The sequence below is a fragment of the Streptosporangiales bacterium genome (assembly GCA_009379825.1).
Classification (GTDB): Bacteria; Actinomycetota; Actinomycetes; order Streptosporangiales; family WHST01; genus WHST01.
Genome location: WHTA01000008.1, coordinates 42,467 through 64,773, shown reverse-complemented (window position 1 = coordinate 64,773; position 22,307 = coordinate 42,467). Strand labels below are relative to the sequence as shown.

The window sequence follows — 22,307 nt, the reverse complement described above, 5'->3', positions numbered from 1 at the left end:
GATGGGGCGCGTCGGTGTCGGTGGGGTGGGGGAGACTGCTGCCGTGGGCGAGCGACCCGAGGTTCCCGAGGAGTGGGTGCGTCGGCTCGGCGCGGTGCTCGAGGCCTTCCCCGAGTGCGTGTTCGAGGACGCCTGGGTCGGCGTGCGCTGGCGCGTCGGCCAGGCGACGGTGGCGCACGTCTTCGGCGGCGAGGACCAGCTCTACCGGATCACCTTCCGCGCCGCGTCCGACGAGGTCATGGCGTTCCAGCAGCTGGGGCCGCCGTACTTCAAGACGGAGTGGGGCCACAACGTCGTCGGCCTGCTGCTCGACGACGCCACCGACTGGGACGAGCTGGCCGAGCTGCTGACCGACTCGTACTGCATCCAGGCGCCCGCACGGCTCGCGGAACAGGTGGCCAGGCCGGGAGGCGGCTAGCCGGCGGCGCCGGTTGCGACGCAGACGATGACGAAAGACAGCAGGAACGCCCATGACCGGAACGCCTGGAACAGCTCCCACCTGGCCCGCGCCGCACGCCACTGCTCGGCGTCGACGGTGGCCACGTCCAGCCGTGCGGTCTGCCGGTTGATCGCTACGTTCACCACGATCGTCGTGACGAGACCCGCGCCCCACAGGACGAGCGCCGCGACCTCGAGCCACGGATTGCTCTGCCCGACCACACTCCAGGCGACGAGCAGGGCGAACGAGGCCGGCATCGCCACCGGCATGAACCGGCCGAACGTCCGTACCAGCCCCTGCTCGACGGCGACGTGGTGTTCGAATGGCAGCCGGCGGATCACCGGGTGGACGAACGCGTACGAGCCGAACTCGGCGCAGGCCGTGAACCCCGCGACGACGAGGGCCAGCACGGTGACGACCTGACCGACGTTCATGCCGGTCCTCCGATCGATAGACATTCCCCATCGCAGTCAGCCGGTGAACGACTCCGGTCCGAAGCGGCCCCATGCGATGAACGTTGCTATAGCAAGATAACCAAGTTCACCGTCACGAACTTGGGTGAGCCGTGCCGGACGTGGGTGACCATCGCGCCGATCATCGGCAGGATCCAGCAGACGGCCGTCACCGGAACCGCGGATTTCGTGCTGGCCAATGCACGCAGCCTGGGGCTCTCGCCAACCTTCGTGACACTGACCGGCATACCGAAGGCTGTCGCTGCTGTCGGCCTCGGTATCGGCCTGGCCGGCGCTGGAACGATCGGGTTGCTGGCCGCCATCGGCTTGGTCGTGTTCTTCGCATGCGCGCTCACCCTGCACGTCTACCGACGTGCCTTCGGCAAGATCGCCGCGCCGCTCGTCTTCGGGCTGCGCGCTCTCGGTGCCTTGGCCTACTTCGCATGAGAGGTAGGTGGAGTCTGGGATTACATCGACCTGCTCGGGCCCAATGTCGAGTACGCCGAGTCCCAAGGTTGGGGCAGCGCTGGAGTGCCGGGTGCTCGGTGTCACGGTGCTCGACGGCCCTCGCCGCCGACCAGGCGGCGGCGTGACACGCTGGAGGTATGCCCAACCGTCTTGCTGACGCGACCAGTCCGTACCTGTTGCAGCACAAGGACAACCCGGTCGACTGGTGGCCGTGGGGTCCTGGCGCGTTCGAGGAGGCGCGGCGCAGGGACGTGCCCGTGCTGCTCAGCGTCGGCTACGCGGCATGCCACTGGTGCCACGTGATGGCGCACGAGTCGTTCGAGGACCCGGAGACCGCGCAGCGGATGAACGAGGAGTTCGTCTGCATCAAGGTCGACAGGGAGGAGCGGCCGGACGTCGACGCCGTCTACATGGAGGCCACCCAGGCGATGACCGGCCGCGGTGGTTGGCCGATGACGGCGTTCCTCACGCCGGACGCCGCGCCATTCTACTGCGGCACCTACTTCCCGCGCCCGCAGTTCCACGCGCTGATCACCGGCGTCGTGCGCGCGTGGCAGGAGAAGCGCGACGCCGTCGTCGACCAGGGTGCGCAGGTGGTCGCCGCGCTCGCCGGCAAGGAGATCGCGGCACCGACGGCACCGGTCACCGCGGAGCAGCTCGACGCCGCCGTCGACGTACTGCATCGCGAGTACGACGAGGCGCGCGGCGGCTTCGGCGGCGCCCCGAAGTTCCCGCCGTCCATGGTGCTGGAGTTCCTGCTCCGCAGCCACGTGCGGACCGGCTCGGCCGCTGCGCTCGACCTGGTCACGGGTACCTGCGAGGCGATGGCCAGGGGCGGCATGTACGACCAGCTGGAGGGCGGCTTCGCGCGGTACTCGGTGGACACCGACTGGGTCGTCCCGCACTTCGAGAAGATGCTCTACGACAACGCGCTGCTGCTCCGCGCGTACCTGCACTGGTGGCGCGCCACCGGGTCGCCGCTGGCCCGCCGGGTGGCCGCGCAGACGGCCGACTTCATGCTCTCGCGGCTGGGTACCGCGGAGGGTGGTTTCGCGTCCGCGCTGGACGCGGACACCGACGGCGTCGAGGGCGCCACCTACGTGTGGACGCCGCAGCAGCTGCGCGACGCGCTCGGCGAGGAGGACGGCCGGTGGGCGGCCGAGCTGTTCGGGGTCACCGAGCAGGGCACGTTCGAGGCGGGCGCCTCCACCCTGCAGCTGCGGCGCGACCCCGACGACGAGCGGCGGTTCGCCGCGGTCACCGACCGGCTGCGCGCGCTGCGTGCCGAACGGCCGCAGCCGGCCAGGGACGACAAGGTGGTCGCGGCGTGGAACGGGCTCGCGGTGGCGGCGCTCGCCGAGGCCGGCGCGCTGCTCGACCAGCCGGCGTACGTCGCGGCCGCGGAGTCCGCCGTGCAGCTGCTACGTGACGTCCATGTCGTGGACGGCCGGCTGCGCCGTACGTCCAGGGACGGCGTCGTCGGCGACAACGCGGGCGTGCTCGAGGACTACGCCGACGTCGCCGAGGGGCTGCTCGCCCTGTACGGCGTGACCGGCGACACCGCGCACGTGCAGCTCGCCGGCGAGCTGCTCGAGACGGTGCTGACCAGGTTCGCCGCCGACAGCGGCGGTTTCCACGACACCCCGGACGACGGCGAGCAGCTCGTCGTACGGCCGCGCGACCCCACCGACGGCGCGACGCCGTCCGGCTGGTCGGCGGCGGCCGGTGCGCTGCTGTCGTACGCGGCGCTGACCGGGTCGAGCCGGCACCGCGAGGCGGCCGCAGGTGCGCTCGGGTTGTACGGCCAGCTGGCGTCGCGCGCGCCCAGGTTCGCCGGCTGGGGGCTAGCGGTCGCGGAGGCGCTGCTCGACGGCCCGGTCGAGATCGCCGTCGTGGGTGCCGCCGACGACCCGGCGACGCAGCAGCTGCAGGCCGTCTCGCTGTCGTCGGTGCGCCCGGGCGCGGTGCGCGCGGTCGGGGCGCCTGGCGAGGGCGAGCAGGTGCCGCTGCTGGCCCAGCGCGGGCTGGTGGACGGCCAGGCAGCCGCGTACGTCTGCCGTGGCTTCGTCTGCGACCGGCCGGTCACCGACGCCGGCCAGCTGGCGGCCGCGCTGACCGTCGCGTCCGCGTCCGGGTAAGAGAGGCCTTGCCGGCAGCATGTAATAGCGTAATCATGATTACATGAGCGAGCACAGGAGCGAGAAGGAGCGGCTGCGCGGCTGGTTTGCCGGCCGGCTGCCGGAGGAATGGTTCACCGAGCCACCGGAGATCGTCGTCGACCGCGACGAGGTCACGGTGGTCGGCGCACTGCCGCCGCCACGGGTCGGCGACGACAGCACGGACGCCGAGCGGACGGCGGCCGAACAGGGCAAGATCAAGCAGTTCCGCGAGGACACCAGGGACCAGCGGATAAGGATCGCCCGCGAGCTGGAACGCGCCTCGGAGCGGAAGGTCGCGTGGGGTGCGGTGTGCGGTGAGACGCGGGAGGTCTTCACCTCGCTGTCCAGCCCGGTGATGACCAGGCTGCGCCAACCGGAGCGGCTGGTGCTCGACACACTCGTCGACTCGGGTGTCGCCAGGTCCAGGTCGGAGGCGCTGGCCTGGTGCGTGCGGCTGGTCGGGCAGCACAGCGACAGCTGGCTGGTCGAACTGCGCGAGGCGCTGCAGCACGTCGAGCAGGTGCGCGCGAAGGGTCCGGGCGCGCCGGAGGGATCTGCTTCGTAACCGCCGTCGTCCCGCAGTAGGGTGACCGGGCCATGGCCTCACCTTGGGGGGACGATGATTAAAGACACGGTCAAACCACTGCGCGAGCCGGTCGCGTGGGTGCTCGTCAGCGTGGTGTTCCTGGCGTTCGTGACGGGGATGTGGGGCCTGCTCAACCCGTCGGGCGCCGCCACGGACGAGGACAGCTGGTTCCTCTACAACGCGTACTACGGCACGAGCAGCTTCGTCGGGCTCGAGGTGGCCGCGCTGCTCACCGCGGCGGTGGTGTTGGTGACGTTGCTGCCCGACGTGATCCGGCGGGCGAAGGCCATCCTGCTCATCGTGATCATCGAGGCCGGCCTGCTGGTCCTCTTCGGCATCCTCACGTTGTTCGCCGGCCTGTTCTACGAGTCGACGTCCGAGTACAGCACCGGCCCGTCCGGTGGGGACAAGGCGGAGGCGTTCTTCCAGGAGCTGCCGGAGATAGCGCTCACGGTGATCCCGTTGCTCGTGGCCGTGGCGATGCTGCGCGCGGCCGAGCTCAAGTCGACCCCGCAGCAGCCACAGGGTTACTACGATCCCGCGATGCAGCAGGCGTACCCGCCGCCCGGCTACCAGCAGCCGCCGCCGTACCCGCAGGGCAACCCGGGACAGTGGGGCGGACAACAGGGCTACGGCGGCTGGCCGCAACAGTAGGGTCACGAAGCGAGGTTCCTCACGGGTTGCGTCTGCCCTGCTCAAGGGCGATTGTTGAACGCACGTGAGAGAGGTCACCACCGTCTCGTTCGCAGAGACACTGGACGTCGGCGATAGGTGGCGTACCATCCGTCCCATCCCCTGAAAGGACGAGCGGGCCGGTCGCGGTACTCCGCTCCGTCTGCCGTTTTCGGCATTCCGCGGCCGTTTGAGGAGGACGTCGTGACCGACATCGCAGGGTTGGAACAGGCTCCTACCAGACACCGCGGGCTGCTCGACTGGGTACGCGAGATCGCCGAGTTGACCGTTCCCGACCGCATCGAGTGGTGTGACGGGTCGGACGCCGAGTGGCAGCGGCTCACCGCCGATCTGGTCGAGCGCGGCACGCTGATCCGGCTCGACCCGGTGAAGCGCCCCGGCAGTTTCCTTGCCCGTTCCGAGCCGAGCGACGTCGCCAGGGTCGAGTCGCGTACGTTCATCTGCTCGGAGAAGGCCGAGGACGCGGGGCCAACCAACAACTGGGTCGACCCGCAGGAGATGCGGTCGACGTTCAAGGAACTGTTCTCCGGCTGCATGCGCGGGCGCACGATGTACGTCGTGCCGTTCTGCATGGGGCCGCTCGGCTCCCGGCTGTCCGCGCTGGGCGTGGAGATCACCGACTCCGCGTACGTCGCGCTCTCCATGCGGATCATGACGCGGATGGGCCGCGCCGTGCTCGACGAGCTCGGTGACGACGGCTTCTTCGTGCGGGCCGTGCACTCCGTCGGTGCGCCGCTCGAGCCGGGCGAGGACGACGTCCCCTGGCCGTGCAACGACACGAAGTACATCTCGCAGTTCCCCGAGACCAGGGAGATCTGGTCGTACGGGTCGGGCTACGGCGGCAACGCGCTGCTCGGCAAGAAGTGCTATGCGCTGCGGATCGCCAGCGTGATGGCGCGCGACGAGGGCTGGCTCGCCGAGCACATGCTGATCCTCAAGGTCACGCCGCCGGGCGGCGACCCGCGCTACATCGCGGCGGCGTTCCCGTCCGCCTGCGGCAAGACGAACCTGGCCATGCTGGTGCCGACCATCCCCGACTGGAAGGTGGAGACGGTCGGCGACGACATCGCGTGGCTGCGCTTCGGCGACGACGGCAGGCTGTACGCGATCAACCCGGAGTACGGGTTCTTCGGCGTCGCGCCGGGCACGAGCACGGACACCAACCCCAACGCGATGGCGACGCTGACGCGTGACTGCATCTTCACCAACGTCGGGTTGACCGACGATGGCGACGTCTGGTGGGAGGGCATGACCGACGAGCCGCCCGCCCACCTGATCGACTGGAGGGGTGAGGACTGGACGCCGGACAGCGACAAGCCGGCCGCGCACCCGAACTCCAGATTCACCGTGCCCGCAGGCCAGTGCCCGAGCATCGCGCCGGAGTGGGAGGACCCCGCCGGGGTGCCGATCTCCGCGTTCCTGTTCGGTGGCCGCCGGGCCAGTGCCGTGCCGCTGGTGACGGAGGCGTTCTCCTGGCAGCACGGCGTCTTCCTCGGTGCGAACGTCGGGTCGGAACGTACGGCGGCGGCGGAGGGCACCGCAGGCGAGCTGCGCTACGACCCGTTCGCCATGCTGCCGTTCTGCGGCTACAACATGGGCGACTACTTCGGCCACTGGCTGCGGCTCGGCGCGAGCGCCGACCAGACCAAGCTGCCGCGGATCTTCTTCGTGAACTGGTTCAGGAAGGGCACGGACGGGTCGATGCTGTGGCCCGGTTTCGGCGAGAACAGCCGGGTGGTGAAGTGGATCATCGAGCGCATCGACGACCGCACCGCGGCTGTGGACACCCCGATCGGGCGGGTGCCGGCACCCGGTGCCCTCGACGTGTCCGGGCTGGACGTGGACGAGGCGGTGCTCGCCGAGCTGCTGAGCGTGGACCGGGACGTCTGGCGTAGCGAGGCGGCGCGTATCCCCGACCACTTCGCGACCTTCGGCGACCACCTGCCGGCCGAGCTGCGGGCGGAGTACGACGCGCTCGTCAACCGTCTGGAGGCCTGACGCGTCAATCCACGGCCGTGGCTGTCGCCGCGGCCGTGGAGCACCACCGCGACAGCGAGTAACCTTCGGTGGTGGTGGCCGTTAGGGGAGAAGGCGCATGGCAGTAAGCGACGTTCTGTACCGCTTGTACGAGCGAAGGCTCGAACGTCAGCTCACGCCGGAACGAGTGCCTCGGCACGTCGGGGTGATCGTCGACGGCAATCGCCGCTGGGCGAAGGCGTACGGCGAGTCGTCCAGCTTCGGCCACCGCAAGGGCGCGGACAAGATCGAGGACCTTGTCGGCTGGTGCGAGGAGGTCGGCGTCGAGGTCGTGACCGTGTGGTTGCTGTCCACGGAGAACGTCGGCAAGCGGTCGCAGGACGAGTTGCAGACCCTCTTCGGCATCGTGGAGGACGTGGTCAACTCGATCGCCGGGGTGGGCAGGTGGCGGGTGCACCCGATGGGCGCGCTCGACCTGCTGCCGGACTCCATGGCGCGGTTGCTGAAGGAGCTGGCCGACCGCACGAGGGACTTCACCGACCTCACCGTGAACGTCGCGATCGGCTATGGCGGCCGGCAGGAGATCACCCACGCGGTGCGGTCACTGATGCAGGAGCACGCGACCCGCGGCACCTCGCTGGAGGAGCTGGCGGAGACGCTCGACGTCGAGCACATCGCCGAGCACCTCTACACCCGCGGCCAGCCGGACCCCGACCTGGTGATCCGTACCTCGGGGGAGCAGCGGCTCGGCGGGTTCCTGCTCTGGCAGAGCGTCTACAGCGAGTTCTACTTCTACGAGGGGTACTGGCCGGCGTTCCGCAAGGTCGACTTCCTCCGCGCGTTGCGCGCCTATGGCCAGCGCGAACGCCGCTTCGGCAAGTAGCTGCCGCTCGCGTCCCCGGACGTCACCGAGCGTCGGTGCGGGCAACGTGCCCGGGCGTGTCGGGTGCCACCTGGGCGAGCGGGGCGATAGCGTCGATCTCGACGGAAGGCGACCGGCCTTCCGTTCGGGAGGCCCGCACTCTTGCTGATGCTGCTGCAAGGGAGGGGCCGGACATCCCGCCCCGCGCGGGTCCGGTCCCGGTCCTACGAGTAGTGGCGCCGGTAGGCGCCCGGGGGAGTGCGTGTGGCGACGACCAACCATCGCCGTGCAGCCGCGCAGCGGCGCACCTACGTTCTCGACACGAGTGTTCTCCTGGCCGACCCGATGGCGATCCACCGTTTCGCCGAGCACGAGGTCGTGCTCCCTCTCGTCGTGATCAGCGAGCTGGAGGGCAAACGCAGCCATCCCGAACTCGGCTACTTCGCCCGGCAGGCGCTGCGCCTGCTGGACGACCTGCGGCTGCGCCACGGCAGGCTCGACCAGGCGCTGTCGCTCAACGACACCGGCGGCACCGTACGGGTGGAGCTCAACCACACCGACTCGAGCGTGCTGCCCGCCGGCTTCCGGCTCGGTGACAACGACACCAGGATCCTCAGCGTCGCGCGCAGCCTCGCGGCGAGCGGCAGCGACGTCACGCTGGTCAGCAAGGACCTGCCGCTTCGGGTGAAGGCGTCGTCGGTCGGGCTGGCCGCCGAGGAGTACCGCGCCGAGCTGGTGCTCGAGTCCGGTTGGACGGGCATGGCCGAGGTGGATGTCGGGTCGTCGGTCATCGACCAGCTCTACGCCGACGGCACCGCCGATCTGGAGGAGGCTCTCGAGCTGCCCTGCCACACCGGGCTGATCCTGATGTCCGAGCGCGGCAGCGCGCTCGGCCGGGTGACGCAGGACAAGCAGGTGCAGCTGGTCCGCGGGGACCGTGACGTGTTCGGCATCCACGGCCGCAGCGCGGAGCAGCGGGTGGCACTCGACCTGCTACTCGACCCGGACGTCGGCATCATCTCGCTCGGCGGCCGCGCGGGTACGGGCAAGTCCGCGTTGGCGCTGTGCGCCGGCTTGGACGCCGTCCTCGAACGTGGGCAGCACCGCAAGGTCGTGGTGTTCCGCCCGGTCTACGCGGTCGGTGGCCAGGAGCTCGGCTACCTGCCAGGCGGCGAGTCGGAGAAGATGTCGCCGTGGGCGCAGGCGGTCTTCGACACGCTGTCCGCCGTCACGTCCAGCGACGTCATCGAGGAGGTCGTCGACCGCGGCATGCTCGAGGTGCTCCCGCTGACGCACATCAGGGGCCGGTCGCTGCACGACTGCTTCGTCATCGTGGACGAGGCGCAGTCGCTGGAGCGAGGCGTGCTGCTGACCGTGCTCTCCCGGGTCGGCTCGGGCTCGCGGGTGGTGCTCACCCACGACATCCAGCAGCGCGACAACCTCCGCGTCGGCCGCCACGACGGCGTGGTCGCCGTGGTGGAGAAGCTGAAGGGCCACCCGCTCTTCGCGCACATCACGCTGACCAGGAGCGAGCGCTCACCGATCGCAGCACTCGTGACCGAGCTACTCGAGGACGGCCCCGCCATCGGCACCTGACCCGATCGAGTAGCGGCGTCTACCCACAATGGCGCCGGTGTCTTGATCTTCTCGAAACATCGCATCCTGACGAAGGAGAAGGGCGACCTGCCCTACCGGGTCGACGAAGCGAAGGTAGGCAAGCACCGGGCCGTGCTCGGTGGGGCCGAACATCCTGCTCCGCGGGGAGTCCGCCGGAAGTGACCAGGACTGTGAGACTGCCCCGTTGGGGCAAGGTCCCTGGCGCTGGTCGTCGAAGCGGCTGAAGACCGAGACCTGCCTCGTCCGGAACAACGAGCAGGACGAACGGGGCTGCAAGACCAAGCCCATCGCGCGGGCGGACTAACGGGCTGATGCCGCAAACACACATGAAATTCGTTTTCATTTAAGCTTGCGGTGTGGTTGAGACGGCATCGGCGGGTTACCTGCGTGCGTTGCTGCGGCGGGCGTCCGAGTGGATCAGGGCCAGCACCTTCGGTGCGATCGAGGGGTTGGTCAGCAACACCATGCTGGTCACGGCTACCGCGGCGGCGTCCGGTCCGACGGCGGCTGTGCTCGCCGGCATCGTGGGTGCACTGTCGAACCCCGCGGCGCACGCGGTCGGCGAGTACCTCTCGGTCGGCGACGAGAACCGGGTCAAGGAACACGGCCACGGCCACGGTCATGGGCACGGCCACGGGCACGGCCATGGCAGGTCCAGGTCGCATGTCACAGCGGCGCTCGCGTCCATCCTGTCCGCCGGGCTCGGCGCCGCCGTGCCCGTGCTGTCGTACGCGCTCGGCGCGTCGCATCCGGTGTGGGGGATCGTCGCCGGCGGGGCTGGTCTGGTCGGTGCCGGTGTCGCGTCCAGCACCGTGACCAAGCGGCGCTGGTGGCAGGCCGGTATGCGGTACCTCGGCGCGGGTGGGATCACCGGCGGCCTGTCGTACCTCGGGGTGGAGAGCGTGGACGCGATCTCCCGCAACCCGGCGGCGGTGTTGCCCGCGGTGGCCGTGCCGGCGCTGCTTGCGGTGGTGGCGCGGGTGGCCTGGAAGCGGCGTGCCGGCCGGCAGCAGGCGCGGCAGCCGCTGCCCGAGCCCGCCGACCGGTCGTCGCGACGGGAGTCGGCGAGCCTGCTCACCGTGCCGGCAACGGGACGCCCGCGGCACTCGGGCGAGCCACAGCGAAGCGCGGAGCTGCTCCGCGTGCGGCTGGTGTGGCAGCGTGAGCCGGCCGAGGGCTGGCGGGTCGCCGCGGTGGACGCGGGTGACCTCGCGAACGCGCGGCAGCGGTTGGGTGCGTTGGTCGGCCAGGCCGTCCGTGCGGGGGACAGGCACACGGCGCTGTGGGCGGACCAGGCCGGCGGGTGGCTGGCGGAGGCGGCCAGGGAGCCGCGGCCGGACGTCGCGGCGCGGTTGGTGGCGGCGTCGTTCGCGCGGTTGTCCGAGGACACCGCACCGCATCTGGTCGCGGCCGCCCGTGGCTGCGCCGACGACGTGGATCGTCGGCTGCTCGGCTGGAGCAACCCCGCGATCGTGCGCGAGCTGCAGCAGCAGTCGCACCGGTACGAGCTCGCGTCCGCGGCCGGCACGCCGACGCCGACGGCGGTCAACGCGCTCGGGCAGTACACCGAGCTCGCCGACGTGGCGCGGGCGGCCGGGCATCCGGTGCCACCGGTGGAGGCGTTCCACCGGGCTCCCGAGGTACGGGCGTGGGCGCGCACCCAGCCGGGTGGCTCGCCGCCCGGGCGGCGGCTGGCCGTCACACCGGCGCGGTCCACCGACCGCCGGCAGGTCGACGCCGCGCGCGACACCCGCTACCGGTGGCTGCGCGACCGGTAGCGAGTAAGCAGATCTAGCCCCTGCGGCCGCCCAAGGCGGTTGTATGTGGCTGCGTGCGGTGTCAGGGGTGCGTCATGCGCAGCACGTCGAGCCCCTGGTCGAGCTGCTCGTGGGTGAGCGCGCCCTGCTCGACGTAGCCGGACTCGAGCACGACCTCGCGGATGGTCTTCCGCTCGGCCATCGACTGCTTGACGATCTTCGCCGCGTTCTCGTAGCCGACGTAACGGTTCAGCGGGGTCACGATGGACGGCGACGACTCGGCGTACTCGCGGCAGCGCTCGACGTTCGCCTCCAGCCCGTCGACGCAGCGGTCGGCGAGCAGGTTGGACGCGTTCGCCAGCAACCGGATCGACTCCAGCAGGTTCCTGGCCATCACAGGGAGCATCACGTTGAGCTCGAAGTCGCCCTGCGTGCCGGAGAACGCAATGGTCGCGTCGTTGCCGACCACCTGCGCGCAGACCTGGCGCACCGACTCGCAGATCACCGGGTTGACCTTGCCCGGCATGATCGAAGACCCCGGCTGCAGGTCGGGGATGGCGAGCTCGCCGAGGCCGGTACGTGGCCCGGAGCCCATCCAGCGGATGTCGTTGGCGATCTTGTACAGGCTGGTGGCGTAGGTGCGCAGCTGGCCGCTGGTCTCGACCAGGCCGTCGCGGGAGCCCTGCGCCTCGAAGTGGTTGCGCGCCTCGGTCAGCGGCAGCCCGGTGACGTCGGCGATCTCCGCGATCACCTTCGCGGAGAAGCCGGGCGGGGTGTTGATGCCGGTGCCTACGGCGGTGCCGCCGAGCGGCAGCTCGGCCAGCCTGGGCAGGGACGCGTTCAGCCGCTCCGCCGCGTAGCGCACCTGGGCGGCGTAGCCGCCGAACTCCTGGCCGAGCGTCACCGGCGTGGCGTCCATCAGGTGCGTGCGGCCGGACTTCACCACCTCGGCGAACTCCTCGGCCTTGCGCTCCAGCGAGCCGGCCAGGTGGTCGAGCGCCGGGAGCAGGTCGTGGGTCACCGCGCTGGTGGCGGCGATGTGGATGGACGACGGATACGTGTCGTTGGACGACTGCGACGCGTTCACGTGGTCGTTCGGGTGGACGTCGCGGCCGAGCTGCTCGGTGGCCAGCGTCGCGATGACCTCGTTGGTGTTCATGTTGCTCGAGGTGCCTGACCCGGTCTGGAACACGTCGATCGGGAAGTGCTCGTCGTAGCTGCCGGTCGCGACCTCGTCGGCGGCGGCGCGGATCGCGCCTGCGATGTCGTCGTCGATGACGCCGAGCTCGGCGTTCACCTTCGCGGCAGCCGCCTTGATCCGCGCGAGTGCCTCGATGTTCGCGCTCTCGATCCGCTGGCCGGAGATGGGAAAGTTCTCCACGGCCCGCTGGGTCTGTGCGCGCCACTTCGCGTGCACCGGCACTCGCACTTCGCCCATCGAGTCGTGTTCGACGCGGTATTCCTGCTGCTCGCTCATGCAGGTGAGGTTAGTCGAGTGTGGTAACCGGGCAACCGTGGGTCGCGGTGACATGGGACACTCCGCTCGTGACCGGGTCCCCACGTCCGCACGTCGTGCTGTCCGTCGCGATGTCGGTCGACGGCTGCATCGACGACACGAGCGACACCCGGCTGGTGCTGTCGAACGCCGCCGACCTCGACGAGGTCGACGAGCTGCGTGCCGGCTGCGACGCGATCCTGGTGGGCGCGGGCACCGTCCGTGCGGACGACCCGCGGCTGGTGCTGCGGTCCGCGGCGCGGCGGGCCGCCAGGGTGGCGCGCGGCGAGCCGGGTGACCCGGCGAAGGTCACGCTGACCGGCGGCGGTGGGCTCGCGCCCACGGCGCGGTTCTTCACCGTCGGCGAGGCGGCCAAGCTGGTGTACGGCACCGGCCCGGCGGTGGCGGAGTTGCGGGCAGAGCTCGGCGGGCTCGCCGAGGTCGTCGGTATGGCCGAGCCGTCGCCAGCGGCCGTGCTGGCCGACCTCGCCGGCCGCGGGATACGGCGGCTGCTCGTGGAGGGCGGCAGCCAGGTGCAGGCCGCGTTCCTCGCCGCGGACCTGGTCGACGAGCTGCGGCTGGCGATCGCGCCGCTGCTGGTCGGCGACCCTGCGGCGCCGCGGTTCGCGGGCGCGACGGGCCGCCCGCGGCACTTCACCCTCGTCGCCACCGAGCAGCTCGACGGCGTGGTCGTGCTGCACTACCGCCGTGCCGGCTGACGTCCTGCGCGGTCAGCTCCACTCGACGGTGGCGTGCTCCCGCCAGAAGTGCAGCGCCGTCTGGTCGCCCTGTACGTCCAGGTACTCCCAGCCGATCCGGTTCCACAGCAGCAGGTAGAGGTCCGACGTGGTCGCGCGGACCGTGCAGCCGGCGGTGGCGAAGTTCGGGTCGGTCACGTCGAGTCGTTGCGGGCCGATGGTCAAGTGCCAGCCGGTCTCCGCGTCGGTCGGCACCAGGGCCATGGTGTGCACGGCGTTCGACTGCAGCTTCGAGGCGGAGCGGCCGAAGAAGCCGCGCAGCAGCTCGTCGATGCCGTCGGCGGCGTGGCCGGACCCGAACGGCGTGATCAACCCGACCGCCGCCTCCGCGTCCGCGCGGTGGATCGCCGTCTCGTGGGCCTGCCGCCGCGCCCAGAACGAGGTGCCGGAGGCGGCCGGCAGGAACCGCCAACACTCCAGCTCGGGGTCGGCGTTGCGGAGGGCGTGGACGAGGGACGTGTAGCCGTCCTTGACCCAGCCGAGCAGGCCGTCCTGGTCGGCCGGGTCGTGCGGCCACGTCTTCATGATGGCCGGCTCCTCGTTCTCCGGGAGCATTCTCGTGCGCCGGCCGGCGACGTGCGTCGTCGCCCAGCGGTGTACGCCACCGAGGTGTTGCAGGAGGTCGCGCATCCGCCAGTTGGGGCAGGTAGGCACCGGGTTGTCGAGACCTACTCGCTCGGCCGCGAGCAGCAAGAGCTGGCCTTCGTAAAGCAGCGATTCGATGTACCCCGTCACATGGGACAGGTTCGGTGACCTGTGCTCACTGAGGGAACTCATGGAGGCAGTCTGCCAGCGACCGGGTAACGGGACGGTAAGCGGCTTCCGCTGACGCACCGTATTGTCGGCTTCATCCCGGTCGGCGTCACCGAAGTCCTACGCGTCGTAGGCGCGCTGCGCTCGGCGTATCGTTTCGCTGTGGACCAACGTGCCGGAACCCGCCCCCGAGACCTGCGTGCGTCCGACGCCGACCGGGAGGGCGTCGTCGACGTCCTGACCACCGCGGCCGCCGAGGGGCGGCTGTGCACTGAGGAGCACGACGAGCGGATAAAAGCCGCGTATGCCGCGCGGACGCTCGGTGAGCTGGCCGACCTGCTCCACGACCTGCCGAACGGGCCGGCGGCCGCCGGCCTGCCGGATCTCGACGACCGCATGGTCGGCGTGGCGTTCGGCCGCCGTGACCGTACCGGCCGCTGGGTGGTGCCGGCCGAGCTGGCGACGAGCGCTGTCGGCGGCACGGTCACCCTCGACTTCACCGACGCCATGTTCGCCGCGAACTCCACCGTCGTCTCGGCGCTGTGCCTCGGCGGCGCGGTGCGGATGCTGGTGCCACGCTCGGTGCGGGTGAGCGTGCACTGCGGCGGCCTGGTCGGCCTGCGCAAGATACGGACGCGCAAGACCGACCGCAACCCGCGCTTCCACCTGGTCGTCCGCGCCCGCGGCGTAGGGCAGATCACCGTCCGCACCGTCGGCTGAGCCCGGGGCTACGACGGCTCGCGGTGGCAGACCACCTCGAGCAGGAAGCCGTGCGGGTCGAGCCAGAAGGTGGCGTAGTAGCCCGGGTGGTACTCGGGGAACTCGCGCGGCTCGTGCACGATCTCCGCGCCCTGCGCCACCGCCCAGCGGTGCACGTCATGGACGGCCGCGCGCGACTGCACCATGAAAGCGAGGTGCTGCAGGCCGGCGCGGTGCCGGGAGTACGCGCCAGGTTCCTGCGCCTGGTACAGGAAGACGTACGTGCCCGGCTTGTCGTCCGCCGGCCGGTAGCTGACCTGGTCGTCGGTGGCGAAGAACGGTGCGTACGCCACAAGCGGCATCAGGTCGTCGTAGTACGCCTTCGCCCGCGGCAGGTCGGGGACGTTGACGCCGAGGTGGCCGAGCGGCATGAGGAGTGCTCAGCGGGGGCGTTCGAAGTCGACCATGCTGTAGGCGCGCAGCTTGGTGAGGCGGTGCTCGCTCTCGATCAGCCGCACCGTGCCGCTGCGCGAACGCATCACCAGCGAGTGCGTGCTCGCGCCGCCCGGCTGGTAGCGGACGCCGCGGAGCAGCTCGCCGTCGGTGATGCCGGTGGCGGCGAAGAAGACGTCGTCCGACGCGACCAGCTCCTCGGTGGTCAGCACCTGGTCCGGGTCGAGGCCGGCGTCGACTGCGCGCTGGCGCTCGGCGTCTTCCTTCGGCCACAGCTTGCCCTGCACGACGCCGCCGAGGCAGGAGATCGCCGCCGCGGTGATGATGCCCTCGGGCGTGCCGCCTACGCCGAGCAACAGGTCGACGCCGGTGTCCGGCCGGGCCGCCATGATCGAGCCGGCCACGTCGCCGTCGGTGATGAACTTGATCCTCGCGCCGGCCTCGCGGATCTCCTTCACCAGGTTCTCGTGCCGCGGTCGGTCAAGCACGACGACGGTGACGTCCTCCGGTGTGCCGCCCTTGGCGTCGGCGACCACCTGCACGTTGTGCCGCACCGGTGCTTCGATGTCCACCCGGTCGGCCGCCTCCGTGCCGGTGACCAGCTTGTCCATGTAGAACACCGCGGACGGGTCGTACATCGAGCCACGCTCGGACACCGCGATGACCGAGAGCGCGTTGCTCATCGCCATCGCCGTCAGCCGGGTGCCGTCGATCGGGTCGACGGCCACGTCACATCCCGGGCCGGTACCGTTGCCGACCTCCTCGCCGTTGTACAGCATCGGCGCATGGTCCTTCTCGCCCTCGCCGATGACGACGACGCCGGACATCGACACGGTGCCGACGAGCTGCCGCATGGCGTTGACCGCCGCGCCGTCCGCGCCGTTCTTGTCGCCGCGGCCCACCCACCGGCCGGCCGCCATGGCGGCGGCCTCGGTGACCCGGACAAGCTCCATGGCCAGGTTGCGGTCCGGTGCCTTCGTCGAGTCGGCCGGTGGCGCGTCGGTGCCGGCCGTGGGGTGCGCATCCGTCATGTTCTGCTCCCTCGTCGTTGTCGCCAGCCTAGTGCTCCGCTACCCGGCAGGCTCCCCAGATGCGTCCGGCGACGTCATCGTCACAGTGGGGTGAGACGTACCTCGGTGGCCTTGACGCTGAGCCAGATCGTCGCGCCGGCGGCCAGCCCGAGCGTCGCCGCGGCGGCTGGCGTCACCTCGGCGACGATGTCGGGCGCGCCGTGGACGTGCACGCGCACCCGGCCGCCGACGGCGGAGACCTCGCCGACGGTGCCCTGCCAGGTGTTGCGCGGGCTGCCGTCCGGCTTGGTCGGGTAGAGCGCTACCGACTCTGGCGACACGGTCGCGAGCACCTCGGTGCCGTCGGGCGGCGGGTCCGCAGCGACGAGCGTGCCGCCGTCGACCAGCTGCACGGCGCCGTCGGCCATCGTGCCCTCGTGCGCGTTCAGCCCGAGCATCCGCGCGATCCACGGCGACCTGGGCTGCTGCATGACCTCGGCGGGGCCGCCCACCTGGACCACGGCGCCACGTTCCACCACGACGAGCCGGTCCGCCAGCGTCACCGCCTCCACCGGGTCGTGCGTGACGAGCAGGCAGGTGCCGTCGAACCGGCCGAGGTGCTCGCGCAGCGTCCGCCGCAGTGCGACGGTGGCTTCCGCGTCGACTGCGGCGAGCGGCTCGTCGAGCAGCAGCAGCTCAGGCTCCGTCGCCAGGGCGCGGGCGAGCGCGACGCGCTGCGACTGCCCGCCGGAGAGCGTCGCGGGTTTCCGGTTCGCCAGCGCGGCCACGTCCAGGCGGTCGAGCCAGTCGTCGGCGCGCTCCCGCGCGGCCCGCCGGCCGACGCGACGCGACCGTAGCCCGTAGCCGACGTTGGCGCGCACACTCAGGTGCGGCAGCAGGGCGTGCCGCTGCGGCACCAGCCCGACCCGCCGGTCGTGCGCGGCCAGCCGCGCGATGTCGTTGCCTGCCAGCCGGATCCAGCCGTCGTCGAGCCGCACCAGGCCGGCGAGCGCGCGCAGCAGCGTCGTCTTGCCGGCGCCGTTCGGGCCGAGCACCGCGACGGTCTCGCCCCGCTCGCCGGTGAGGGTGACGTCCACCGGCCCGGCCCTGACCCTGGTGTCCAGGTGACTCATGACGTGCGCCCCAACCAGCGGCCGCGCAGCAGCACGAGCACCGCGAGCGACACGGCGAGCAGCAGCAGGCTCAGCGCGATGGCGGCGTCCGGGTCGTCCTGCAGGAGCACGTAGACGGCGAGTGGCAGCGTCTGCGTGGAGCCAGGCAGGTTGCCGGCGAACGTGATGGTCGCGCCGAACTCGCCGAGTGCGCGGGCCCACGCCAGCGCCGCGCCCGCCGCGATGCCAGGACCGACCAGTGGCACGGTGACGGTGAGGAACACCCGCAGCGGCCGTGCGCCGAGCGTGGCGGCGACGTCCTCGTGCTCCTGGTCCAGGCCGGCCAGCGCGCCTTCCACCGACAGCACGAGGAACGGCAGCGCGACGAACGTCTCCGCGAGCACAGCGCCCGCCGTCGTGAACGGCAGCTGCACCTGCAGTGCGCCCAGGGCGTCCCCGACGATGCCGTTGCTGCCGAACGCCAGCAGCAGCGCGACGCCGCCGGCGACCGGCGGCAGCACGAGCGGCAGCGTGACGAGCGCACGCACCACGGCCTTGCCGGGGAAGTCGGTGCGGGCCAGCAGGAAGGCCAGCGGCACGCCGAGCAGCAGGCTCAGTGCCAGCGCGGCGAACGAGCACTCCACCGACAGCCAGAGCGCACTGTGTACGTCCGCGCTGGCGAGCAGCGAACCCAGCGACGACCACGGGGTACGCAGCAGCAGGCCGACGAGCGGCAGCGTGATGAACGCCATGGCCGCGATCGCCGGCACCAGCAGCGTGGCCGGCGGCCGGGGCCTGGCGGCACGCGGCCGACCGGCTCCGTCGGCCGAGGCGCGCGCGGTCACCCTGGCTTCCCCAAGTTCTTTGTGTCCGGGGCAGAGTCCCCTGTGCCCGGGGAAGGTAGGGCACCGATCCTGGTGGTCGTCATGTGGTTCCCGGTTCGCCGAAGCCGTGCTCGGTGAGCACCTTCGTCGCCTGCTCGGACCGCAGCCAGCGGGCGAACCGCTTCGCCTCGCGGGGATGCGCGGAGTCGTCGACGGTGGCCACCGGGTAGGTCGCGATCAGGTTCTGCTTCGCGGGGATCGACACCGCGGTGAGCTTCGAGCCGCCGGCCCCGGTGACGTTGGTGGCGTAGACGACGCCGGCGTCCGCCTCGCCGAGGCGCAGCGGCGTGAGCACCTGCCGGACGTCAGCCGGCTCGCTCTTCGGTCGCACGGTGACGTCCGCCTGGTCGAGGATCTGCCGTGCGTACCTGCCGGCCGGCACGGTCGGGCCGGCGAGCACGACGCGGACGTCGGAGCGGCCGAGGTCGGCGAGCGTCCGCACCTGCTTCGGGTTGTCCTCGGGCACCACGATGGCGAGCCGGTTGGTGGCGAACGGCTTGCGGCTGCCGACGTACTCCTTGATGCCGGTCATGGTCGGTTCGTCGGCGGTCGCGATGACGTCTACGGGGGAGCCCTCGCGCACCTGTGCGGCGAGCTGTTGCGAGCCGCCGAACGAGAACTGCACGGCGACGTCGGGGTGCTCGCGCTGGTACGCGGTGCGCAGCTCGCCGAACGCGTTGGTCAGCGACGCGGCGGCGAGCACCGTGAGCTTCGTCTTCGCCGCCGCCTCGTCGGAACCGCCGCAGCCGCCGAGCGCGAGTGCCAGGGCAAGCGTCGTGGCCGCGGCGGTCAGGGTGCGTAGGGCAGTCACGAGCTCGGTACCTCCACGGTGACGTTGGTGGCCTTGACGCAGGCGATCGCCTCGACGCCGGGTTCGAGGCCGAGCTCGTCGACGGCCTCCGTGGACAGCAGCGAGACCACCCGGTGGGCGCCGGCCTGGACCTCCACCTGCGCCATCACGTCGCCGCGCAGCACACGGGTCACCAGGCCGGGGAAGGTGTTCCGCGCCGACGTGCGCGGGCGGGCCAGCGGGTGCTCACCGGACTCGCTGATGGTCACGGCGAACGCGGCGAGGTCCGCGCCGGCGATCACCCTGCGGCCGGCGGCGTCCCGGCTGCTGGCCAGCCGGCCGGCGTCGATCCAGCGGCGCAGGGTGTCGGCGCTGACGCCGAGCAGCTGCGCCGCGCGGCCGATCTGGTAGTCCGGCATGTGCCAGACAATACCCCAATATCGCCTCGCATCTGCAAGCAGAAGCCCGTATGTGATCCGGCATGTGCGAGGCATACGACGACGGTCCCCGGCCAGCATCTGACCGGGGACCGTCCGAGGTGGGGGAGGAATCAGCGCACCCAGTCGACGTCCATGGTGGCCGGGTTGAGCCCGTTCTCGGGGAAGAAGTTGTCCAGCTGGATCGTCTGGTGCATCGGCCCAGGTGGCTGCACCACGTCGTCCTCGCTACGGAACCACTCCTTGCCGTCGATGTAGCCGACCATGGCGTCCGGCGTCCACTCGAACGCGTAGTTGTGCCACTGGGTCAGGTCGGCCTCGGTGGAGAACTCCTGCTGGCCCCCGTTCTCCGAGCCGTCCCCGTAGTGCAGGAACGCCTGCATCTTGTTCTCGCCCGCGTTGGCCTCGGCGTAGTCGAGCTCACCGCCCTCCGGCCACTCGTTCGAGTCCGGCCACAGGATCAGCACCGGGTGGTACGGGTTGCCGCCCTGGTCCTCCTGGTTGACGCGCATCCGCACCTCCCAGCGGCCGTACTGCTGCCCCTGCTTCCAGGCCATGCCCCCGCTGTCGCCGTTCGGCTCGCCGGCGATGGTCAGGTGGCCGTCGGTCACCGTGACCTGGTCGGGGCAGCGACACCCGTTGCCGGCGTGCCCAGGGCCGTCGTACACGTCCCACTTCTTGCTGTCCACGGCGTCGCCCTCGAACTCGTCGCCGCCGACGGACTCGCCCCAGCTGTGCTCGACGGCCGCCTGGCTGACCCCCCGGCAGACTCTCTGTCGGTGCCGCCGACGGGTCCGCCGGCGGCGTGTCGCTCGCGGACGCCGAGGCGCTGGCCGTCGGCGAGGGTGTGATGGGGGTGCACGGGTCCCCCGAGTTCGACATCGCACCGGTAACCAGACCGAGGATGCCGAACGAGACCGCGACGATCTCGGTGAACCGGCCGCGCAAGCTACTACGCACTGTCGTCCCCTCTCGTCCAGGTGATGTCCCGGACGCTAGGGAGCGCCGATGAAATCGCGGTGGTGTCACGCTGAAGCGGCTGGTGTCAGCGGTCCTTCCGGCCGTACGTGCGGACGGCGTCCTCGAGGAACTTCTCCACCCGTGCGCTCTTGGACATCGGCTTGCCGTCGGTGAAGCTCCACGCGAACAGGCCGCGGTCGACGAGGGTGTCGAGCACGTCGTCGGTCAGCAGCTGTCGCACCTCGCGGTCGAACAGCGGCAGTGGGTCCTCCCACGGCTGGTGGTACGCGACCATCACCGGGCCGTACTTGCCGAGGGTGGTCACCATCGCCTCGACGTTCGCCATGTTGCTGCCGTCGGTCTCGCGCATGCCGAAGCTCTGGAAGTCGGACTTGCGCATCACGTCGGCGAAGTGCTTGAACATGGAGGGGCCGCCGCCGCGTTCCGGCCGGTCGTCGATGCGTGCCTCCCAGCCGTCCCAGCCGAGTGACACCCGTGCGTTCGGCGCCTCGTCGTGGAATATCCGCAGCACTTCCAGGTAGCGGTCCTTCAGCGCCTTGTAGTACGCCTCGTTCAACGAGTCCGGCTTGTACGCGTCCTTCGTGCATGCGTACGTGTTGAACCCCATGAACATGGAGACGTACAGCGACGGGTCGTCGGCGCGCCCGGCCAGGTTGCGGGCCACCTCGTGCATGTCCGCGGTGAACCGCTCGGAGAGCGGGTACGCCTTGCTGCAGCCGCGGCCGTACTTCGTGTCGAGCGGCTCCGGCTCGTCCCACGCGGCCACCACCAGGTGCAGCGCGTGCCCGTCCTCGTACGTCGACGGCGCCAGCTGCTCCTTGTACGCCTTCATCCTGGGTGAGGTCGTTCGGGCCGTTGTACCAGGTGGTCAGCATGCCGACGGGGGCGTCGCGGACCAGCTCGTGCTTGCTGGCCTGCACCGGGTCGCTGCCGAGACCGAACAGCACCTTGCCCTTGTCCGCGCCGGTCAGCTCCTCCGGTGGCACCGGCCGGCGCTGCACCGCCTCCGCCGACTGCCGGCCGCCCGCCTCGCCGGGTGCGTCCCTGCTGGTGAGCGTGCCGACGACGACCACGGCAGCCACCAGGATGACCACGGCGGCCACGGCAGCGACCACTGCGCCGCGGCGGCGCTGCGGGCCGTGCTGCGGTTCCGGCAGGTGCTGCCCGGCATCGTCGTCGCGTACCCACGGCGGCGTGGGCGCGTCCGGTGGCTCGGCGGCAGCCGGTGGTTCGGCCGGCGCGTCGTCGGCGAGCACCAGTTCGTGCGCGCGGCGCAGCTCGCTACCCGGTTCCACGCCGAGCTCGGCGACCAGCGTCTGCCTGGCCTTCCGGTACGCGGCGAGGGCGTCGGCGCGCCGGCCGAGCGCGTGCAGGGTGTACACCAGGCGGTGCCAGGTGGGTTCGCGCAGCGGGTCCTCGACGGTCAGCGCCTGCAGCTCGGCGGCGGCCTCGTCGTGCCTGTCCGCCTCGACGAGCGCGTCCGCGAGCGTGTACTTGGCCGTCCACCACAGCTCCGCCAGGCGCGCCCGCTCCGCACCCGCGACGTGGTCGGCGAGCACCGGGTACGGCTCGCCTACCAGGCGGCGAGCCCCGCGTGCAGCGTGTCGACCGCGCGGGTGGGGGCGCCGGCGGTGAACGCCTTCTTGCCGTCGTGCACCGCGCGCTCGAAGACGGCCGCGTCCAGCTCGGCGGTGTCCACGTTGATGCGGTACCAGCCCTGCCGGCTCTCCACCCTGGCCCGGTCGCCGGCGGCGGCCAACAGCTGGCGCGCCTGGTGCACGTACGTCTTCAGGTTGTTGCGTACCGAGCGCGGCGGGCCCTCCGGCCAGATGGCGTCCTGCAGGCTGTCCACACTGACCCAGGTGTTCGCGCGCAGCAGCAGGGCGGCCAACAGCCGTTGTGGCTTCTCCGCGGTGACAGTGATG

The 22,307-nt window shown here is 71.1% G+C and carries 23 protein-coding genes and 2 pseudogenes; 11 read left to right on the top strand and 14 right to left on the bottom strand.

What is annotated here, in order from left to right; genetic code table 11:
- The first annotated feature begins 1 nt into the window (after position 1).
- Entirely contained in the window at positions 2-418 is a 417-nt protein-coding gene (locus GEV07_06310) for an MmcQ/YjbR family DNA-binding protein (protein MQA02342.1), read from the top strand.
- Here GEV07_06310 and GEV07_06305 read toward each other — a convergent pair.
- Positions 415-873, bottom strand: coding sequence for a DUF1772 domain-containing protein (locus GEV07_06305; protein MQA02341.1), 459 nt, complete (start codon positions 871-873; stop codon positions 415-417). The two genes, GEV07_06310 and GEV07_06305, sit on opposite strands and share 4 nt — an antisense overlap.
- 36 nt (positions 874-909) lie before the next feature.
- Positions 910-1,214: pseudogene (locus GEV07_06300) on the bottom strand (hypothetical protein).
- On the opposite strand from GEV07_06300, the gene GEV07_06295 reads away from it, so the two are divergent.
- The 8 genes from GEV07_06295 (at position 1,018) to GEV07_06260 (ending at position 11,031) form a co-directional block, all read left to right on the top strand.
- Positions 1,018-1,338, top strand: a complete 321-nt coding sequence (locus tag GEV07_06295; GenBank protein ID MQA02340.1) for a DoxX family protein — start codon at positions 1,018-1,020, stop codon at positions 1,336-1,338. The pseudogene GEV07_06300 and the gene GEV07_06295 sit on opposite strands and share 197 nt — an antisense overlap.
- 158 nt (positions 1,339-1,496) lie before the next feature.
- Complete coding sequence (locus GEV07_06290) at positions 1,497-3,497, top strand: DUF255 domain-containing protein (GenBank protein ID MQA02339.1); 2,001 nt, start codon at positions 1,497-1,499, stop codon at positions 3,495-3,497.
- 43 nt (positions 3,498-3,540) lie between these two features.
- Entirely contained in the window at positions 3,541-4,083 is a 543-nt protein-coding gene (locus GEV07_06285; protein ID MQA02338.1) for a hypothetical protein, read from the top strand.
- A gap of 54 nt (positions 4,084-4,137) precedes the next feature.
- Positions 4,138-4,758 carry a hypothetical protein gene (locus GEV07_06280; protein ID MQA02337.1) on the top strand — a complete coding sequence of 207 codons (621 nt, stop codon included), beginning with the start codon at positions 4,138-4,140 and terminating at the stop codon, positions 4,756-4,758.
- 231 nt (positions 4,759-4,989) lie between these two features.
- Entirely contained in the window at positions 4,990-6,795 is a 1,806-nt protein-coding gene (locus GEV07_06275) for a phosphoenolpyruvate carboxykinase (GTP) (GenBank protein ID MQA02336.1), read from the top strand.
- Positions 6,796-6,892: 97 nt separating this feature from the next.
- The gene (locus GEV07_06270) at positions 6,893-7,657 is read left to right on the top strand and encodes an isoprenyl transferase (protein ID MQA02335.1); all 765 of its coding nucleotides are present in this window, start codon (positions 6,893-6,895) and stop codon (positions 7,655-7,657) included.
- A gap of 243 nt (positions 7,658-7,900) precedes the next feature.
- Positions 7,901-9,232 (top strand): PhoH family protein, encoded by a 1,332-nt coding sequence (locus tag GEV07_06265; GenBank protein ID MQA02334.1) that lies wholly within the window; start codon positions 7,901-7,903, stop codon positions 9,230-9,232.
- 377 nt (positions 9,233-9,609) lie between these two features.
- A complete protein-coding gene (locus GEV07_06260) occupies positions 9,610-11,031 on the top strand; it encodes a hypothetical protein (GenBank protein MQA02333.1) in 1,422 nt (473 codons plus the stop codon).
- A 61-nt stretch (positions 11,032-11,092) separates the two neighbouring features.
- On the opposite strand, the gene GEV07_06255 is transcribed toward GEV07_06260, so the two are convergent.
- Positions 11,093-12,487 (bottom strand): aspartate ammonia-lyase, encoded by a 1,395-nt coding sequence (locus GEV07_06255; GenBank protein ID MQA02332.1) that lies wholly within the window; start codon positions 12,485-12,487, stop codon positions 11,093-11,095.
- A gap of 68 nt (positions 12,488-12,555) precedes the next feature.
- Here GEV07_06255 and GEV07_06250 point away from each other — a divergent pair, with 68 nt between their 5' ends.
- Positions 12,556-13,224, top strand: a complete 669-nt coding sequence (locus tag GEV07_06250; GenBank protein ID MQA02331.1) for a deaminase — start codon at positions 12,556-12,558, stop codon at positions 13,222-13,224.
- 12 nt (positions 13,225-13,236) lie between these two features.
- Here GEV07_06250 and GEV07_06245 read toward each other — a convergent pair whose 3' ends face one another.
- A complete protein-coding gene (locus GEV07_06245) occupies positions 13,237-14,040 on the bottom strand; it encodes a maleylpyruvate isomerase family mycothiol-dependent enzyme (protein ID MQA02330.1) in 804 nt (267 codons plus the stop codon).
- Between the two features lie 48 nt (positions 14,041-14,088).
- Here GEV07_06245 and GEV07_06240 point away from each other — a divergent pair, with 48 nt between their 5' ends.
- Positions 14,089-14,736 (top strand): DUF1707 domain-containing protein, encoded by a 648-nt coding sequence (locus tag GEV07_06240; GenBank protein ID MQA02329.1) that lies wholly within the window; start codon positions 14,089-14,091, stop codon positions 14,734-14,736.
- A gap of 8 nt (positions 14,737-14,744) precedes the next feature.
- On the opposite strand, the gene GEV07_06235 is transcribed toward GEV07_06240, so the two are convergent.
- The 10 genes and pseudogenes from GEV07_06235 to GEV07_06190 all read right to left on the bottom strand — a co-directional run bounded on the left by GEV07_06235 (position 14,745) and on the right by GEV07_06190 (position 22,306).
- Positions 14,745-15,146 (bottom strand): extradiol dioxygenase, encoded by a 402-nt coding sequence (locus GEV07_06235; GenBank protein MQA02328.1) that lies wholly within the window; start codon positions 15,144-15,146, stop codon positions 14,745-14,747.
- Positions 15,147-15,155: 9 nt separating this feature from the next.
- Entirely contained in the window at positions 15,156-16,199 is a 1,044-nt protein-coding gene (gene glpX, locus GEV07_06230; GenBank protein MQA02327.1) for a class II fructose-bisphosphatase, read from the bottom strand.
- A gap of 80 nt (positions 16,200-16,279) precedes the next feature.
- Positions 16,280-17,311 (bottom strand): ATP-binding cassette domain-containing protein, encoded by a 1,032-nt coding sequence (locus GEV07_06225; protein MQA02326.1) that lies wholly within the window; start codon positions 17,309-17,311, stop codon positions 16,280-16,282.
- Complete coding sequence (gene modB, locus GEV07_06220; protein MQA02325.1) at positions 17,308-18,042, bottom strand: molybdate ABC transporter permease subunit; 735 nt, start codon at positions 18,040-18,042, stop codon at positions 17,308-17,310. The genes GEV07_06225 and modB overlap by 4 nt, the downstream gene beginning before the upstream one ends.
- 172 nt (positions 18,043-18,214) lie before the next feature.
- The gene (gene modA, locus GEV07_06215) at positions 18,215-18,967 is read right to left on the bottom strand and encodes a molybdate ABC transporter substrate-binding protein (protein ID MQA02324.1); all 753 of its coding nucleotides are present in this window, start codon (positions 18,965-18,967) and stop codon (positions 18,215-18,217) included.
- A gap of 14 nt (positions 18,968-18,981) precedes the next feature.
- On the bottom strand, positions 18,982-19,383 hold the full coding sequence (locus tag GEV07_06210; GenBank protein ID MQA02323.1) for a MerR family DNA-binding transcriptional regulator: 402 nt from the start codon (positions 19,381-19,383) through the stop codon (positions 18,982-18,984).
- Between the two features lie 131 nt (positions 19,384-19,514).
- Entirely contained in the window at positions 19,515-20,381 is an 867-nt protein-coding gene (locus GEV07_06205; GenBank protein ID MQA02322.1) for a family 16 glycosylhydrolase, read from the bottom strand.
- A 65-nt stretch (positions 20,382-20,446) separates the two neighbouring features.
- Complete coding sequence (locus GEV07_06200; protein ID MQA02321.1) at positions 20,447-21,214, bottom strand: hypothetical protein; 768 nt, start codon at positions 21,212-21,214, stop codon at positions 20,447-20,449.
- A gap of 418 nt (positions 21,215-21,632) precedes the next feature.
- Positions 21,633-21,962 (bottom strand): annotated as a pseudogene (locus GEV07_06195) (SARP family transcriptional regulator).
- Positions 21,956-22,306, bottom strand: a complete 351-nt coding sequence (locus tag GEV07_06190; protein MQA02320.1) for a hypothetical protein — start codon at positions 22,304-22,306, stop codon at positions 21,956-21,958. The pseudogene GEV07_06195 and the gene GEV07_06190 overlap by 7 nt, the downstream one beginning before the upstream one ends.
- Position 22,307: the final 1 nt, after the last annotated feature.

Bases quoted from the DNA above. Each gene is read 5' to 3' on its own strand.
- GEV07_06255 (MQA02332.1), bottom strand. From the start codon at position 12,487: ATGAGCGAGCAGCAGGAATACCGCGTCGAACACGACTCGATGGGCGAA.
- glpX (MQA02327.1), bottom strand. From the start codon at position 16,199: ATGACGGATGCGCACCCCACGGCCGGCACCGACGCGCCACCGGCCGAC.
- GEV07_06210 (MQA02323.1), bottom strand. From the start codon at position 19,383: ATGCCGGACTACCAGATCGGCCGCGCGGCGCAGCTGCTCGGCGTCAGC.
- GEV07_06245 (MQA02330.1), bottom strand. From the start codon at position 14,040: ATGAGTTCCCTCAGTGAGCACAGGTCACCGAACCTGTCCCATGTGACG.
- GEV07_06305 (MQA02341.1), bottom strand. From the start codon at position 873: ATGAACGTCGGTCAGGTCGTCACCGTGCTGGCCCTCGTCGTCGCGGGG.
- modB (MQA02325.1), bottom strand. From the start codon at position 18,042: ATGGCGTTCATCACGCTGCCGCTCGTCGGCCTGCTGCTGCGTACCCCG.
- GEV07_06285 (MQA02338.1), top strand. From the start codon at position 3,541: ATGAGCGAGCACAGGAGCGAGAAGGAGCGGCTGCGCGGCTGGTTTGCC.
- GEV07_06200 (MQA02321.1), bottom strand. From the start codon at position 21,214: ATGAAGGCGTACAAGGAGCAGCTGGCGCCGTCGACGTACGAGGACGGG.
- GEV07_06310 (MQA02342.1), top strand. From the start codon at position 2: ATGGGGCGCGTCGGTGTCGGTGGGGTGGGGGAGACTGCTGCCGTGGGC.
- GEV07_06280 (MQA02337.1), top strand. From the start codon at position 4,138: ATGATTAAAGACACGGTCAAACCACTGCGCGAGCCGGTCGCGTGGGTG.
- GEV07_06270 (MQA02335.1), top strand. From the start codon at position 6,893: ATGGCAGTAAGCGACGTTCTGTACCGCTTGTACGAGCGAAGGCTCGAA.
- GEV07_06225 (MQA02326.1), bottom strand. From the start codon at position 17,311: ATGAGTCACCTGGACACCAGGGTCAGGGCCGGGCCGGTGGACGTCACC.
- GEV07_06235 (MQA02328.1), bottom strand. From the start codon at position 15,146: ATGCCGCTCGGCCACCTCGGCGTCAACGTCCCCGACCTGCCGCGGGCG.
- GEV07_06290 (MQA02339.1), top strand. From the start codon at position 1,497: ATGCCCAACCGTCTTGCTGACGCGACCAGTCCGTACCTGTTGCAGCAC.